13 protein-coding genes are annotated in these 15,391 nt (G+C 65.1%); 4 read left to right on the top strand and 9 right to left on the bottom strand.

Annotated features, from left to right (window positions below):
• Positions 1-11: 11 nt before the first annotated feature.
• Complete coding sequence (locus tag ACW177_RS05400) at positions 12-488, top strand: hypothetical protein (protein ID WP_492027600.1); 477 nt, start codon at positions 12-14, stop codon at positions 486-488.
• A gap of 157 nt (positions 489-645) precedes the next feature.
• Here ACW177_RS05400 and ACW177_RS05395 read toward each other — a convergent pair whose 3' ends face one another.
• The 3 genes from ACW177_RS05395 to ACW177_RS05385 form a co-directional block, all read right to left on the bottom strand.
• Positions 646-1,440, bottom strand: a complete 795-nt coding sequence (locus ACW177_RS05395; RefSeq protein ID WP_492027599.1) for a pyrroline-5-carboxylate reductase family protein — start codon at positions 1,438-1,440, stop codon at positions 646-648.
• The gene (locus ACW177_RS05390) at positions 1,440-1,943 is read right to left on the bottom strand and encodes a type III secretion system chaperone family protein (RefSeq protein ID WP_492027598.1); all 504 of its coding nucleotides are present in this window, start codon (positions 1,941-1,943) and stop codon (positions 1,440-1,442) included. Before ACW177_RS05390 ends, ACW177_RS05395 begins: the two co-directional genes overlap by 1 nt.
• A gap of 76 nt (positions 1,944-2,019) precedes the next feature.
• Positions 2,020-2,307, bottom strand: coding sequence for an accessory factor UbiK family protein (locus ACW177_RS05385; protein ID WP_492028082.1), 288 nt, complete (start codon positions 2,305-2,307; stop codon positions 2,020-2,022).
• A 174-nt stretch (positions 2,308-2,481) separates the two neighbouring features.
• Between ACW177_RS05385 and lgt the strand changes: the two genes are divergently transcribed.
• From lgt to pgeF, 3 genes are read left to right on the top strand one after another with little or no spacing between them, the layout of a single operon-like run.
• Entirely contained in the window at positions 2,482-3,351 is an 870-nt protein-coding gene (gene lgt / locus ACW177_RS05380) for a prolipoprotein diacylglyceryl transferase (RefSeq protein WP_492027597.1), read from the top strand.
• Positions 3,348-4,433, top strand: a complete 1,086-nt coding sequence (locus tag ACW177_RS05375) for a class I SAM-dependent methyltransferase (RefSeq protein ID WP_492027596.1) — start codon at positions 3,348-3,350, stop codon at positions 4,431-4,433. Before lgt ends, ACW177_RS05375 begins: the two co-directional genes overlap by 4 nt.
• Positions 4,430-5,200 (top strand): peptidoglycan editing factor PgeF, encoded by a 771-nt coding sequence (gene pgeF / locus ACW177_RS05370; protein WP_492027595.1) that lies wholly within the window; start codon positions 4,430-4,432, stop codon positions 5,198-5,200. Before ACW177_RS05375 ends, pgeF begins: the two co-directional genes overlap by 4 nt.
• A gap of 185 nt (positions 5,201-5,385) precedes the next feature.
• Here pgeF and lpxC read toward each other — a convergent pair whose 3' ends face one another.
• The 6 genes from lpxC to ACW177_RS05340 all read right to left on the bottom strand — a co-directional run bounded on the left by lpxC (position 5,386) and on the right by ACW177_RS05340 (position 15,262).
• The gene (gene lpxC / locus ACW177_RS05365; protein ID WP_492027594.1) at positions 5,386-6,285 is read right to left on the bottom strand and encodes a UDP-3-O-acyl-N-acetylglucosamine deacetylase; all 900 of its coding nucleotides are present in this window, start codon (positions 6,283-6,285) and stop codon (positions 5,386-5,388) included.
• A 201-nt stretch (positions 6,286-6,486) separates the two neighbouring features.
• The gene (ftsZ, locus tag ACW177_RS05360) at positions 6,487-8,094 is read right to left on the bottom strand and encodes a cell division protein FtsZ (RefSeq protein ID WP_492027593.1); all 1,608 of its coding nucleotides are present in this window, start codon (positions 8,092-8,094) and stop codon (positions 6,487-6,489) included.
• A 238-nt stretch (positions 8,095-8,332) separates the two neighbouring features.
• Positions 8,333-11,764 (bottom strand): TonB-dependent receptor domain-containing protein, encoded by a 3,432-nt coding sequence (locus ACW177_RS05355; RefSeq protein ID WP_492028081.1) that lies wholly within the window; start codon positions 11,762-11,764, stop codon positions 8,333-8,335.
• A gap of 335 nt (positions 11,765-12,099) precedes the next feature.
• Positions 12,100-13,392 carry a cell division protein FtsA gene (ftsA, locus tag ACW177_RS05350; RefSeq protein ID WP_008263640.1) on the bottom strand — a complete coding sequence of 431 codons (1,293 nt, stop codon included), beginning with the start codon at positions 13,390-13,392 and terminating at the stop codon, positions 12,100-12,102.
• 59 nt (positions 13,393-13,451) lie between these two features.
• On the bottom strand, positions 13,452-14,336 hold the full coding sequence (locus ACW177_RS05345; protein ID WP_492027592.1) for a cell division protein FtsQ/DivIB: 885 nt from the start codon (positions 14,334-14,336) through the stop codon (positions 13,452-13,454).
• Positions 14,324-15,262: a D-alanine--D-alanine ligase gene (locus ACW177_RS05340; protein ID WP_492027591.1), complete on the bottom strand. Its 939-nt coding sequence runs from the start codon at positions 15,260-15,262 to the stop codon at positions 14,324-14,326. Before ACW177_RS05340 ends, ACW177_RS05345 begins: the two co-directional genes overlap by 13 nt.
• Positions 15,263-15,391: the final 129 nt, after the last annotated feature.

Genomic DNA, 15,391 nt, shown 5'->3' with positions numbered 1-15,391 from the left:
AGACAAATACGATGCGTAAACTCGCCTTCTTCGCCCCCCTGGCCGCGACCCTCGCCGTCGCCGCCATGGCTCAGGCGCAAAATCCCACCGTCAACGTCACGGTCGGCCCCCAACTTCAGCGTGAGATGGAAAAGCTGGGCGACCGCGAGGTCAACGAACAGATCGCCGGCCTTCAGGCCGAGGTCGCCAAGGCCCTGGCGGAACGCTACCCCGGCGCCACGGCCAATCTGGTCCTGCTCGATCTGAAGCCGAACCGGCCGACCTTCGAACAGATCCGCCAGACCCCAGGCCTCGACCCGATCCGTAGCATCTCCATCGGCGGCGCCGCGATCAAGGGCGAAATCGTCACCGCCGACGGTCAGTCCCGGCCGGTGGAGTTCTCTTACTTCTCGCCGAACATCAACGATGTCTGGGGCTACAGCATCTGGCGCGACGCGGATCGGGCGTTCGAACGCTTCGGCGACCGGATCGAACAAGGCCGTTACTAGGCTCCCTCTCCCCGCGGGAGAGGGCTTGAGCGCCCGAGAGCGTAGCGATCGGTCTTGCGCAAAAGGGTGAGGGTTGCGGTGGTGCGAATTGGCCCACCGGCGGTCCCTCATCCGGCCCTGCGGGCCACCTTCTCCCCAAGGGAGAAGGAAATAGTCCTCAGCCCATCTCGCGGTTTCGCTTCACCGCCGCCGCGACCGTTTCATCCAGCATGACGCCCAAACGGCCGTCTTTCGCCATTGCGTCCAGCCCGGCTCGCGTCGAGCCGCCGGGCGAGGCGATCCGGCCGATCAGGGTCTCAAGCGCGTCCTCGCCCATGGAGTCCGCGGCCGACCGCAGGGTGGCGCGGGCCAGGATGTCGGCCGTCGTCGCGTCCAGCCCGGCCGCCTCGCCGGCGCGGGCCAAGGCCTCGGTGAAGGCGTAGAAATAGGCGGCGCCCGACCCGGCCACAGCCGTCGCCGCGTCCATCAGGGTCTCGTCCGTCAACACGACCGTCTCGGCCATCGGCTCGAACAAGGCACGCCCCAGCGTCCTTGCCCGGTCGTCCGCCGACCAGACCGAAGCTACGCCGCGCCCGCGCGACACGCCGGTGGTCGGCATCACCCGCACGATAGGCCAGCCGCCGATCCCCTCCGCCAGGGTCGGCGCCGTGACGCCGGCCATGACAGACAGGATCACGGTCTGGTCGCCGAGGAAGGGCAGCAGCGGCGTCATCACCTCGCGCCACATGGCCGGCTTGACCGCCAGCACGATGACGCTCGCCTCGACCAGGGCCTCCAGCGGCGGATTGATCCGCGCGCCTTGAACCCGCGCAGCATCGGACGCAGGCTTCTCGGAAGGCGTGAGAATAATCAGGTCGGCGGCCGCCACGGTCTGCGTCAGCAGCCAGCCTTCCAGAATGGCCGAGCCCAGACGGCCGCAGCCGACCAGGACGATGGGCCCTTCCACCGACATCAGGCGTTGCCGACCGTCTCGAACAGGCAGGCGTCAATCGCCTCCTGCGGCTTCTTGTTGCCGCGCACCATGAAGTCGAACGCGGGATAATAGCGATCCGCCGCCTCGATGGCCGCGTCGATCATTGAAGCCGCCTGGGCCAGGGTCGGACGCTCGCCCATCGGCAGGGCCAGCGAATGACGGAAGACGATCTCGCCGTCATCGGCCCAGACCTCGAAATGGCCCATCCAGGTGCGTTGGTTGATCAGGCCGACCAGTTCATAGGCGGCCGTCTTGCGGCTCTTGGCCACCTTCAGGTCCAGGGCGCAGCACAGTTGCAGACAATCCCCCTCCGGACGCCAGGCGAACCAGAGTTCGTAATCCTTCCAGTCCCCCGCCAGCGCAAAGGCCAGGTCGCCGTCGTCGGTGCGGTCAAAAGGCAGGTTCTCGGCCGTGAGAACATGCTCGACGACCTCCAGCGGGTCGAAGGGCACGTCCGTTTCCTCGGGCCGGGCGATGTCCATCAAGTCTCTCGATTCGCGGTGCGGCCGCGAGAATCGCGGCCGTTAACAGAGTGGTAAGCCTGTTCGCGGATTCGGCTCAACCGGCTGCGTCCCCGAGTTGAGTTCCATCTGTGGACGTTCCCGCTTTAGGCTTGCCGGCAGGCTTCTTCGTCGCCTTCAGTTCGGCGATTTCAGCTCGCAAGGCGGCGATTTCATCTCTCAGCACGTCGAACTCGTCGCGGCGGACCAAGTCCATCTCGGCGGCGATCCGGTCGGCCTGAGCGCGCCAGGCGGTTTTCGCCTCTTCACCGGCGGCCTGGGCCAGGCCCATGGCGCCGGTCGTCAGCTTGGCGAATTCATCCAGAAGGGGATTGCGGGTCTGCATCGAAGGCTCCGACTCAAACGTCGTTAAGACAGGATCACCAATCATGGTGAACGAAACCTTTCTTTCTGCTGCTTCGGAGGCGCCATCAAGGCGTCGTGATGCGTCTTCACAGGCGACGGCGGCGGCGGCGCTTGCTAAACCGCCCTTTGAGACAGGCCAGCACAGGAACGCCCCTTGCCCTTTCCCGAATTCGATCCGGTCCTGATCCATCTTGGACCGCTTCCGATCCGCTGGTACGCCCTGGCCTATGTCGCGGGCATCGTCCTGGGCTGGTGGTACGCCGCCCGCCTGATCAAGACCGAACGCCTGTGGACGCCGGGCAAGCCGCCGATCAACACGACCCAGCTCGACGACCTGGTGCTGTGGATCGTGCTGGGCATCATCCTGGGCGGACGTCTGGGCTACGCCCTCTTCTACAAACCGATCATGTACGCCCAGCTGTTCACCGGCCAGACCCTGGGCGAGCGGTTCGAGCTGTTCCAGCTCTGGACCGGCGGCATGAGCTTCCACGGCGGCTTCCTGGGCGTCTGCCTGGCCATCGTTCTTTATTCCCGCAGCCAAAAGATCGACATGCTGCGCCTCGGCGACGTCGTCGCGCCCGTCGTGCCCATCGGCCTAATGTTCGGCCGCCTGGCCAACTTCATCAATGGCGAGCTGTGGGGTCGTGAGACGACCGTCCCCTGGGCCGTGCGCTTCTGCAACGCCCGTATCCAGCAGATGTACGGCTTCTGCCCCGCCGGCGACGCGCCCCGCCACCCCAGCCAGCTCTATGAGGCCGGCCTGGAGGGGATCGTCCTCCTGTCCATCCTGTCGCTGGGCATCTGGAAGTTCGATCTGCTGAAGAAGCCCGGCTACATCACCGGTCTGTTCCTGGTCGGCTATGGCGTCTGCCGCGCCGCGCTGGAGAATGTGCGCGAGCCCGACTACGGCATGCCCGACTTCCCCCTGGGCCTGACCATGGGGATGATGCTGTCCATCCCGATGATCCTCGTCGGCGCCTGGCTGATCTGGCGCGCCTGGAAGCGGCCGCCCGTCTCGGCATGAGTTCGGCAGAAACCCTGAAGACCCGGCTAGCGCGCGAGATCGTCCTGACGGGGCCGATGACGGTCGCAGACTATGTCACCCGCTGCCTGCACGATCCCAAGGGAGGGTATTACGCGTCGCGTCCCGCCCTGGGTGAAGGCGGCGACTTCATCACCGCCCCCCTGATCAGCCAGATGTTCGGCGAACTGATCGGCCTGTGGGCGGTCGAGACCTGGAACCGCCTCGGCGCGCCCGAGCGTTTCCGCCTGGTCGAGGTCGGCCCCGGCGACGGAACCCTGATGAGCGACGCCCTGAGGGCCGCCCGCCTGGTTCCGGGCTTCCTCGAGGCCTGCGATCTGATCCTGATCGAGCCCAGTGGTCCTTTGCGCGATCTCCAGGCCAAGGCCCTGGCCGGCGCCGACCTGTCGCCCCGTTGGGTGCGCGACCTGACACGGATCGAAACCGACGCCCCCGTCATCCTGATCGCCAACGAGGTGCTGGACTGCCTGCCCGCGCGCCAGTTCGTCCGCACGGACGGCGGCTGGGCCGAGCGCCGCATCGGCGTCACCGACGACAACGACCTGATCTTCGGCCTGACCGCCATCTCGGGCGGTTTTGAAAAGCCCGCCTTCGACATCGCCCCCGGCGGGATTTTCGAGATTTCCGAACAGCAGGCCATCTTCGGCCGCGACCTGGCCCTGCTGATGAAGGCGGCCTCAGGCGCAGCCCTTCTGATCGACTACGGCCGCGCCCGGCCCGAGGCCGGCGACACCCTCCAGGCCCTGCGCCGCCACCAGAAGGTCGATCCGCTGGAAAGCCCCGGCGAGGCCGACCTGACCCAGTGGGCCGACTTCCCCCGCGTGCTGGAGGCCGCCGTCCGCGCCGGCGCCGACGTCACCGGCTGTCTGGGCCAGGGCGAGTTCCTGCGTCGTCTGGGGATCGAAGCCCGCGCCGAGCGGTTGAAGTCGGGACGGCCCGACGCCGCGCCCGTCATCGACCGCCAACTGAACCGCCTGACCGCAGAGGACCAGATGGGAAGCCTGTTCAAGGCCGCCGCGATCTTCTCGCCCCGCTCGCTGATCGTGCCGGGGTGGGAGCTGTGAGCGACCTCGCCCCCATCACCCATCCTCTGCTGAGCGCCGCCGGGATCGACCACGGCTTCTTCACCCGCGCGGGCGGCGTCTCGACCGGCATCTACGAAGGCCTGAACGCCGGCGTCGGCTCGAACGACGCTCCTGCCGCCGTGGCCGAGAACCGCCGCCGCGTCGCCGGTCATTTCGGCGCCGACGCCGATCATCTGAACGGCTGCTACCAGATCCATTCCGCCGTCGCCCGCGTCGCCGAAGCCCCCTGGCATGGGGACCGGCCCGAAGGCGACGCCGTCGTCTCGGCGGAGCCCGGCCTGTTGTGTTCGGTCCTGACCGCCGACTGCGCGCCCGTGCTGATGGCCGATCCTGAAACCCGCATCGTCGCCGCCGTCCATGCCGGCTGGAAGGGTGCCCTGGGCGGCGTGGTCCATTCCGCCGTCGTCGCCATGGAGGCCCTGGGCGCGGATCCGCGCCGCGTCCTGGCAGTGGTCGGCCCCTGTATCGCCCAGGCCAGCTATGAGGTCGGCGTCGACTTCCAGGATCGTTTCGCCCACCACGACCCCGGCAGCGTGCGCTTCTTCCGCCCCGGCGACACCGACGACAAACGCCAGTTCGACCTGCCGGGCTTCGTCCTGTGGCGGCTACAGCAGGCCGGCGTCGGCCAGGCCGTCTGGACCGGCCACGACACCTGCGCCGACGCGGATCGCTTCTATTCGAACCGCCGGGCGTTTCAGCAGGGCGAACCGGATTTCGGGCGGTTGATCAGCGTGATCGGGGTTTAACGCAGAGCGCACACCCTCATCACCCGTCATCCTAGGCCTTGTGCCTAGGATCCATAGTCTCGTTTGAAGACGGTGCGCACTCCCCTGGCACCGGGAGTATGGATCCTCGCCACAAGGGCGAGGATGACGACGTTAAGATACTCGACAGCCCGTTCGCCTGCGTTAGCAGCTGACGAGGATGAGACTCAGCCCGCCTGAGCCAGCTCCGGCACGCGGGTCACTTCCCGCCAGGCGTGGGGCGCAGCCAGAAGCGCGCGGACCAGCTTGTTATTCACAGCGTGACCGGCCTTATAGCCTTCGTATCGACCCAGCAGGGGCGCGCCCAGCACGTACAGGTCGCCAATGGCGTCCAGCGCCTTGTGCCGCACGAACTCACGTTCCATGCGCAGACCGCCGGGGTTCAGGATCTCGTCGCCGTCGATGACCACGGCGTTCTCCAGCGAACCGCCGCGCGCCAGACCGGCCTGACGAAGGGCCTCGACCTCATGGGCGAAACCGAAGGTGCGGCAGGCCATGATCTCCTTGCGGAAGGTCGGCTCGTCGACGACGAAGTCGATCACCTGGTTGCCGATCACGGCCGAGGGGAAGTCGATCTCGAACCGCATCTCGTAACGGTCGCACGGCAGCAAGGCCGCGTGCTTGTCGCCGTCGGTGACGTGAACAGTCTCCAGGATCTCGATATAGCGCTGCGGCTGCGCCTGGGGACGGAAGCCCGCCCGGTCCAGCAGTTGCACGAACTCCAGCGCCGACCCATCCAGAATCGGCAGTTCCGGCCCGTCCACCTCGACCACGGCATTGGAAACACCCAGGGCGCAGAAGGCGGCCATCAGATGTTCGATGGTCGACAAACGCACGCCGGCGGCGTTCTCGATCATGGTGTTCAGGCGGGCGTCCACGACGGCCTCGCCCGACACGGGGATACGGTTGTCGCGATCCGTGATGTCGGTGCGCACGAAGACGATGCCCGTGCCCGCTGCTGCGGGACGAACAGCCAGCCGCACCCGGCGGCCGGTATGCACCCCTACGCCAGCGATGATCGCCGGCGCGACGATGGTGCGTTCGTGATGGTCGTTCCTGACCGGCAAACTCAAACTCGCTTCAACCTGTGCGCTCCGCCTCGTTGTGCGGATTGCGCCTCACAGCCGATCTAGCGCGGGGCGCTCAAGCTCGAAATGAAAGTCGGGTTTCGGATTGTTTCGTTCCGGGATTCCCGCGCCCCGGCCATTCGCCAAAGAAAACGCCCCGGAGCCTGAGCTTCGGGGCGCGATCTTCAGAATTTCAGTCGGTCAGTTTGCGAGCCGGCGGAGAAAAGAAGGGATCTCCAGATCGTCATCCGCCTCGCTGGTCATCGGTTGCGACGCCGTCTGCGGCTGGTCCGAAGACCGCATCTGAGACGTCGGACGGGGGCTGTAGGTCGGCTCGGGCTGGGGCTGAGCGCGCTTTCCCCGTCCGAACAGGCTCCAGCCGCTGCGGCGGTGATCGCGGTCGTCATAGTCATCGACGGCCGGTTCGGGCGACCGGGCCTCATACAGGTCGCCCTGCGGCTCAGGCGCGCGGGCGGTCTGGGCCGACGGCGCACGGGTCGTCTCATATTCCTCCACCCAGGGATCGACGATCGGATCCAGGGCGCGCGGAGCCGGCTCCGCGACGCGGATCACCGGCTCGGGCCGGGGTTCCGGCGCGGGAGGGGCCTGAAAGGTGGGGACGACGGGCGCCGGCTCGATGCGCGGTTCGGGGCGGGCGTCAAAACGGGGCTCGGGCGCGCGTTCGGCGCGGGCCGGCTCGCGATAGGATTCGCGGGCGGGCTCAGCCGCAGGACGCGACGCCTGGGTTCCGTACAGGCCGCCGGCCGAACGGCGGGCGCCATGATCGGCCAGGGGCGCGGATTGGGGTGCAGCCGGAGCCGACGGCTCGGCGCGTTGCACCATGCCCTCGTCCATGCCGGTGGCGACCACTGAGACACGGATCTTGCCGTCCAGCGCCGGGTCGAAGGCCGCGCCGAAGATGATGTTGGCGTCGCCGTCCACCTCGGCCGAGATGGCGTTGGCGGCCTCGTCGACTTCCAGCAGAGTCATGTCCAGACCGCCGGTGATGTTCACCAGAACGGCCTTGGCGCCCTTCAGCGACGTCTCGTCCAGCAGCGGGTTGGCGATAGCGTTCTGAGCGGCCAGCAGAGCGCGATCGTCGCCCGAGGCCTCGCCGGTGCCCATCATCGCCTTGCCCATTTCGGACATGACGGCGCGCACGTCGGCGAAGTCCAGGTTGATAAGGCCCGGCAGGATCATCAGGTCGGTGATCGAACGCACGCCCGAGTGCAGCACCTGATCGGCCATGCCGAAGGCGTCGGCGAAGGTGGTGCGTTCGTTGGCGACGCGGAACAGATTCTGGTTCGGAATGACGATCAGGGTGTCGACGTAACGCTGCAGCTCGGCGACGCCCGCGTCGGCCAGGCGCATGCGGTGACGGCCTTCGAAGGTAAAGGGCTTGGTCACGACGCCGACGGTCAGGATGCCGCGATCACGCGCGCATTTGGCGATGACGGGCGCCGCGCCGGTGCCGGTGCCGCCACCCATGCCACAGGTGATGAACACCATGTGCGCACCTTCCAGGTGCTGATGGATCTCGTCGGCGGATTCCTCGGCGGCGTTCATGCCGACTTCGGGGTGGGCGCCGGCGCCCAGGCCCTGGGTGATGGTCTCGCCCAGTTGAATGCGACGATCCGTTTTGGCGAAGCTGAGGTGCTGCGCGTCCGTGTTGGCCACGACGAACTCGACCCCTTCGAGGCCGGCGTCGATCATATTGTTCACGGCGTTGCCGCCTGCGCCGCCGACGCCGAACACGACGATGCGGGGCTTCAGTTCAGTGTGTTGCGGCTTGACCAACGAGAGCGACATAATTTTTCCGACCTTCCGAGCCCTGGACCCTTCACACCAAAGCGAACCCCCCGCCGAATCGCTTTGGTTATGAGCGCGTTAATGATTGCGCCCACGAGGGTTAAGAGAAGGTTACGGCGATAATGTGAGTCGGGCGTCGGGACAGCACAAACTGCGAGCTTGGCCGCAGATTATAGGCGAAATTGATAAGGGGCGCCCCCTAAGAGCCGCCCCTCACCCCGTTCAGATAGATGTTCGCTTAGAAAGCAGTGTAGGACAAACCGAAGTAGAAGCGACGGCCGTAAGGATCGAAGTTGCTGTACAGCGTCGATCCGAGCCACGGAGCCTGCGACTTGTCGAACACATTCGTCACACCAGCCCGCAGGAGCAGATCGTCGCGGACCTTATAACGGACGGCGAAGTCGTTGCGCGCAAAGTTTCCGGTATCGAGCGTATCCAGAGGACGGCTGTCCGTATTTCCGCCGGAAACAAAGTCCCGCAGCTTCGTGATGTTCTGAGCCGACTGCCAGTCCGTGGTCCACGTCATAGCAAGAGCATCGGTCGGCTGCCACGTCAGGCGCGTGGAGAAGCGAACCCGCGGATAGTAAAGATAGCTTGCGGATTCGACGTAATAGGCGGGGTTCGTGATGTCAGTGAAGTTCTTCTGAGTGATCAGGTAAGAGCCGCTCACATCGACCGAGACCCGGCCGAAATCGCGACCGAAGGTTTCCGCCGTGTCGATGCCATAGCGGAGCTTGAAGTCCAGCCCGCGAACTTCACGCTTAGCGTAGTTCTGGGGCGCGGCGATGAAGCCCCCGATCGGATCGCCGGAAGGCGCCCCCACCTTGAAGACGTCGAACACGTCGCCCGTATTGGGGTTGGCGCGGTAAATGTTGCCGCACGCGAAGGTGTTCAGCGTTGGACCATCCACACACTGATTGGCCAGCACTTGAGCCGAAACCGACTGGATGACGTCATCGATCTCGATCTCATAGTAGTCGAGCACAGCCGAGAAGTTCGGGATGAACCGCGGCTGAATGACCGTAGAGAAGGTGAACGAAGTCGAGGTTTCCGGCATCAGCTCGGGATTACCGCCGTTCACGCCCGCGATGCCCGACGAATAGGTCGGCAGATAGTCATCGGTCGTGGAAGGCGTGCTGCCCGCGAAGTCATAGGTCAGGCCCCGTGCTGCCGCCAAGGTCGCGCAGTTGGCCAACCGATTGGTTCGCTCCTCTGCGGTGCGAGCCGCAGAAGTGATTTGGCGCGTATCGCAGGGATCGACGAAGCCGTTGGCAAACGTCTGGTTCAACGGCGAGTTGGTTTCGGACAGCGCAGGAGCGCGGAACGAAGTATTGTAGCTCGTCTTGAACGTGATGTCCTGAATAGGACGATAAACGAGGTTCACGCCATAGACGTCGCCGGTGCCGACGTTCGAGTAGTCGAAGTAGCGGTACGAACCACTAAGTTCAGCGAACTCGCCGAGACGGCTATTCTTCAACAACGGGATCGAAATTTCAGAGAAGCCTTCATTCGAGTCGTATTCCGACGGCAGGAAGTCGCCGCCGGTGTTCAACTGCAGGTAGCGACCATTGGTTGACGCCGAACGCCCCAGACCCTCTGCACTCTCCTTGCGGTACTCATAGCCGACTGCATAGCCCAGCGGTCCCGCACCAAGCACGTCCCAGAGCAGACCTGAGGTCGATGCGATGAAGTTATGTTCCTCGTTCTTCTCATCAAGGAAGATCGAGGCGCTGACGTAATCGAGAGCTTCAGCAGACTGATTGCCGTTGCCGAACACGTTCAACGGCTTGCAATCCCTCACCTCAGGGTCTGTGGCGGCAAGAGTCGCGCGCGGATCGTTCGGATTATAGTTAGCGACAGCGAGGCCTTGAGCGGCCAACAGCTGAGCCCGGCACACGATCTGACCATTTTGGCCGTTTACCTGCCCGAGCGTGTCGACAACGGCGTCCAGCGCGAGCGAAGTGCGCAGGATGTCCATGCCGTTTTCTTGGTTGTAGTTCTCCATCTTGCCGTAGGTGTACGACAGGTCCCAGTCCATCGACTTGATAAAGCCGACATTGTCATAAGAGCCGTGGAGCGCTGCAACATACCGCTGCAACTGGCGCTCGTTCTCTTGCGAGCGGTCAACGCCAAACGCGGCATGGCGCGCGTAGTTGCGCGTCACGTTGCCTGTCACCGCGCCGGGGTTGGTCGCAGTCGGAGTGCCGTAGGTCGCGACCTGGTTGTTCTGCAAGGCCGCGCGAACAATGGCCGGCAGGAAGGCGTTATCGTCGATGCGCGTAGAGAACGACGACGAACCCAGGATCGGCTGAACGGCCGTGGCTGAATAGGTATTCGAGATGTAGACGTCGAAGAAACTAGGCTGAGTGACCAGATACGTTTGCTCATCAACATATTTGGCTTCGACGTAAGCCGTTATGTTGTCGGTGACTTTAAAGTTGGCACCTAACTGAAAGCGAGCCGACTCAGATTCTGGCGTGCGGCTGAAGCCCGAGAAGCTCGTATTGGCGTTGTCGCCGTCTCCGCCGAGATTGTACGGGCGGTTGATGCCGGTGTTGCCGATCCGCGTGCCCAGGTTGATCAGGCGAGCCGTGCCGCCGTCATACCAGTAAGTCTTGGCGGGATCGATGGAGTAGCAGTTCGCAGATGTGAAGCTGGTGCAGTTCGCCAGCGGCACGTTTGGATTGGTCAGGTTGCTGGGCTGTTGGCTGTTGGCCACCACAGTGACGCCCCAGCGCGGGCGCCCGACATAGCGCGCGTCATAGAACAGCGCCTGGTCAACGATACCGTCCGAAGGCAGGCCAAAGGTCGTCGAAGTCGGATCTGCATCGACCCCGAGAACCTGGCGACCATCGTTCAGCCAGGCGATATCCGAACCAACGATTTCATTGATCCGCTCGTACTCACCGAAACCATACACATTCAGACGGTCGTCAAGCAGGTTCTTGCCGCCAAGGATCGAAATCCGGCGCGTCAGGGGCGCATCCGAGTCATCACCAGCGATCTGACCAATGTTGGCGTCGATTTCCAGACCTTCAAAATCCTTACGCAGCGTATAGTTCAACACGCCCGATACGGCATCAGCACCGTAAACCGAGGATGCGCCGCCGGTGATGATCTCGATGTTTTCAATCAGCAGACGCGGAATAGTGTCGACGTCCACAATCAATTGACCGACCTGGGAACCGACTTGGCGGCGCCCATCAATCAGAGTCAGCACACGGCTCGTACCGAGCGAGCGGAGGTTGGCCGCAGACAGGCCGCCCAAGTTCAACGAGCCGGTCGTATCGGACGGCACCAGCGAGTTCGACAGAGCCGGAATAGTGGCCAGATAGTCGATAACGGTAGGCAGGCCGGTTTCCAAAAGTTGGTCGCGGCCCACGATGATAATGGGGCTGGGAGAGTTGATCGGATCCCGTCGGATGCGCGACCCGGTTACGACGATTTCGTCAACGGCGTCAGCCGCTTGGTCGGACTGAGCACCCTGTGCCGGTTCGGATTGAGCGAACGACGGCGCGGATACGGCCAGCACGCCGGCGAGAATCGTCGTCCCGAACAGAATCTTGCGGTTGGAAATCATAGTGATGGAAAGCCCCCAGCAAAAACGCTCCGGCGAATGCCGATGCGAACATGAAGGCTTTTTAACAAGAAGATGGCAGACAGCCACCATCTCGGACACATTTGGACCAAGTTCAGGCCGGTGTGTATCTTGTCGGTCACAACTACGCAAACCGTGATACACGAAATACGATGCCTAACCCCGGTCATGAACGGTCGATTTCGGCAGATTAATCCATTTTTTGGATCTTATCTGACAATATTTTTTTGACTTCGGCGCCAACGAAAGAATAATATATCGTCGCAATCCGACCACGAACTTGCCGCGATACGGAGCGATTTTGACACGGTTCCTTCGGCACGCACTTGCCACTAACGCAAGGCGCGGGGTCGCTCCACTCGAGCTGGCGTTAGACTTCGACGTCGCAATGGGCCTGTAAAGGCGACCTACAGGTTATCCCGCAACCACCCGGCCACACGCCCCACCACATTGCCACGATGGATCCGCGGCGCATCCGCCGCCGTGATCTGCCGCGCCATCAGCTTGCGCGCCGACACCGCCTCGCGGGGCCCATAGGCCGCCCGCAACAACACCCCCGCGGTTGCGCAGAACGCCGGACCCGACGCGGCATCGGCCAGATGGGGGGCGCGTTGGGGTTTTCCCAGGCGGACCGGGCGGTCGAACACCCGCACCGCCAGTTCACGCACGCCGTTCAGCTGGCTGGCGCCGCCGGTGAGGACCAGGCCCGCGCCGGGCTCAAGCCCCACGCCGGCGTTCTTCAGCCGGTCGCGCAGCAGCTCCAGCGTCTCTTCGACGCGCGGGGCGATGACGGTCTTCAGCATGGCGCGGGGGACGATGACCGGGCCGGCCGAGGCGTCCTCGCCGCGCGGCGGGGCCTCCAGCATTTCGCGGTCTTCATTGGCGCTGGCCATGGCCGAGCCGTGCAGGGTCTTCAGCCGTTCGGCGCCGGCCTTGGACGTCGACAGGCCGCGCGCGATGTCGGAGGTGACATGGTCGCCGCCGACGTTCAGGCTTTCGATGTGCAACAGGGACCGGCCGCCCCAGACGGCGGCGCTGGTCGAGCCGCCGCCCATGTCGATGCAGACGGCGCCCAGGTCCATCTCGTCCTCTTCCAGCGCAGCCAGGGACGAGACGACGGGCGCGGCGGCCACGCCTTGCAGGTCCAGGTGCGCCAGCTCGAGGCAGTGGCTCAGGGTGGTGAAGACGTTCTCGGCCATGGAGACGACCAGCAGGTCGAGCCCCAGCGAGCCGCCGCGCATCGAACGCGGATCATGGACGCCGCGCGCGCCGTCGACCGACCAGGCGATGGGCAGGACGTGGATCGGGCGACGGTTGGGCAGGCGGATCTGGGCCAGGGCCATGCCGATGGCGCGCGCCAGGTCGGCGTCCCCGACCGGATTGGCGCCCAGGGACACCCGGGCCTGAACCCGGTGGCTGGCCATCTGGCCGATGGCGGTGGTGACGACGACGCCGGAGACCGGGCTCTGGGCCGCGCGCTCGGCCCGTTCGACCGCGTGGCCGATGGCCTGGGCCGCCTCATCCATATTGATGATGGCCCCGCCCTTCACGCCCTTGGACTGGACATGGCTGGCCCCGGCGACGCGAATGGTGCGGTCGGCGTGGCGCACGCCGTCAGGCTTCATGATGAAGCACGAGACCTTAGACTGGCCGATATCCAGGGCAGCGATCACGGGGGCGCGGCCGGCGCGGGGGTCCATGCCCCGGCCCTGGTCGTTCGCCGATCCGCGCTGCTTTCCCGCCATATCGTACTGGTCCTTTAAGCGTCGGCGGCGGGTCGCACGGCGACCTCGTCCGGCGTTCTGAGATCGACCCGGGCGAAGCCGAGGTCGAGCAGGCGTTCGCGCTGATCCAGCGCGTCGAGACGGATCAGGGCCGCCTCCTGTTCAACGGCGGGCAGCTGGATCAGGCTGCCGTCCTTCAGGCGCAGGTCCCAGCGGCGCTCGTCCACCCGCACCAGGGCGTCGATCCGGCTCATCAGGCGCGGACGTTGCGCCAGCAGGGGCAGAACCTCGCCGGCGGCCAGATCCGCGCCCTTGCCCACGACGAGAGGCAGGGTCGGATAACGGCGAGCGTCGGCGCCCTTGATGACCTGGCCGCGCGAGTCGATGACCTTGATCTGACCGCCCTCCTGCCAGACGGCGAGGCGATCATGTTCCTTGATTTCAACGATCAGGGTGTCGGGCAACAGGCGCACCACCCGCGCCTCCTTGACCCAGCCGACGCCCTGCACCCGGTCGCGGATGGCGTCCAGGTCCAGACTGGTGATCGGTTGGCCGGAATACAGACCCAGCGCCTGCTGGATGGCCGGCTCGGCCTCAGCCGAGGCGCCGGTGATATGAACCCGCTTCAGGGACAGGCCCATGCTGGCCGTCATCCCGTCGATTCCGTGGGAGACCGACTGGCCGATCCGCTCGGCGCGCGCGCCGGTCGCCAGAACCCCGACGACCAGCAATGCGCTGGCGCCCAGGGCGATCATGACGGTGCGGGGGGAAACATCGATACGGCCGATGGCGGCCATCTTGCCGGGGATGGCGGACACGGGCTTGGGCGCACCGCCGCGCGGCCGCCCGCCCTTCTTGGACGCCGCACCGCGCTGGGAACCCGTACTCTGTCGCCGACCGCCGCGAACTACCGCGGGCATGAGGCGTCCTCCACCATCCACCGAACCAGTTCTTCGTAGCTCATTCCGGTATGGGCGGCCTGCTCGGGAGCGAGCGAGGTCGGCGTCATGCCCGGCTGAGTGTTGACCTCCAACAGAACCAGATCGTCCTTAACATCATCATAACGGAAGTCGCTTCTGGACACGCCTCGGCAACCCATGGCGACGTGGGCCGCCTCCGCCTGACGCAGGGCCGCCTCGAAAACCGCAGGCGGCAGGACGGCGGGCAGGACGTGGACCGAACCGCCCGGCGCGTACTTGGCCTCGTAATCATAGAAGCCCTTGGTCGGGGTGATGTCGGTCACGGTCAGGGCGCGCGGCCCCGACTTTTCGCCGATCACGGCGACAGCCAGTTCCTTGCCGGCGATATAGGGCTCCACCATCACCTGCTCGCCATAGGCCCAGGCGGGATCGCCCACCTCAGCGACCGGCCGATTGGCGCCCTCGCGGACCAGATAGACGCCGACCGACGAGCCTTCGGCGTTCGGCTTGACCACATAGGGGGGCGCGATCACGTGGCGCGACGCCACCTCGTGCCGGTCGTACAGACCGCCGCCGGGCACCTTGACGCCTGCGGCCTTCAGCACAGCTTTTGACTTATCCTTGTCCATGGCCAGGGCCGAGGCCAGGACGCCGGAATGGGTATAGGGAATCCGCAGGGTCTCCAGCACGCCCTGGACGCAGCCGTCCTCGCCCCAGGCCCCGTGCAGGCAGTTCAACACCACGTCCGGCTTGATCAGACCCGACAGCACATTGGCCAGGTCGCGCCCGGCGTCCACCCGGCTGACGCGCACGCCCTGGCGTTCCAGCGCCTGGGCGCACTGCTCGCCGGAGGTCAGGGACACCTCCCGCTCGGCGGAAAGACCGCCCATCAGGACGGCGACATGAAGGTCTTTGAAAGCGCGCATGAAACGCTCCGGCTACTGGCCGGCCTCTATCACTTTAATCCGGTTAACCAGCTGGAAACGATAACGCGTCCAGCGGCAAATAAAATGTTGCTAGTTCGTTCGAGCGGCGCCACGCTCACATAACACGGG

The organism is Brevundimonas sp. AVps23W, from assembly GCF_058681395.1.
Note: the sequence above shows the minus strand (reverse complement) of the source record. Positions and strands in the feature narration are given on the sequence as shown.

Bases quoted from the DNA above. Each gene is read 5' to 3' on its own strand.
- ACW177_RS05400 (WP_492027600.1), top strand. From the start codon at position 12: ATGCGTAAACTCGCCTTCTTCGCCCCCCTGGCCGCGACCCTCGCCGTC.
- ACW177_RS05395 (WP_492027599.1), bottom strand. From the start codon at position 1,440: ATGTCGGTGGAAGGGCCCATCGTCCTGGTCGGCTGCGGCCGTCTGGGC.
- ACW177_RS05390 (WP_492027598.1), bottom strand. From the start codon at position 1,943: ATGGACATCGCCCGGCCCGAGGAAACGGACGTGCCCTTCGACCCGCTG.
- ACW177_RS05385 (WP_492028082.1), bottom strand. From the start codon at position 2,307: ATGCAGACCCGCAATCCCCTTCTGGATGAATTCGCCAAGCTGACGACC.
- ACW177_RS05375 (WP_492027596.1), top strand. From the start codon at position 3,348: ATGAGTTCGGCAGAAACCCTGAAGACCCGGCTAGCGCGCGAGATCGTC.
- ftsZ (WP_492027593.1), bottom strand. From the start codon at position 8,094: ATGTCGCTCTCGTTGGTCAAGCCGCAACACACTGAACTGAAGCCCCGC.
- ACW177_RS05355 (WP_492028081.1), bottom strand. From the start codon at position 11,764: ATGGTGGCTGTCTGCCATCTTCTTGTTAAAAAGCCTTCATGTTCGCAT.
- ftsA (WP_008263640.1), bottom strand. From the start codon at position 13,392: ATGGACCCCCGCGCCGGCCGCGCCCCCGTGATCGCTGCCCTGGATATC.
- ACW177_RS05345 (WP_492027592.1), bottom strand. From the start codon at position 14,336: ATGCCCGCGGTAGTTCGCGGCGGTCGGCGACAGAGTACGGGTTCCCAG.
- ACW177_RS05340 (WP_492027591.1), bottom strand. From the start codon at position 15,262: ATGCGCGCTTTCAAAGACCTTCATGTCGCCGTCCTGATGGGCGGTCTT.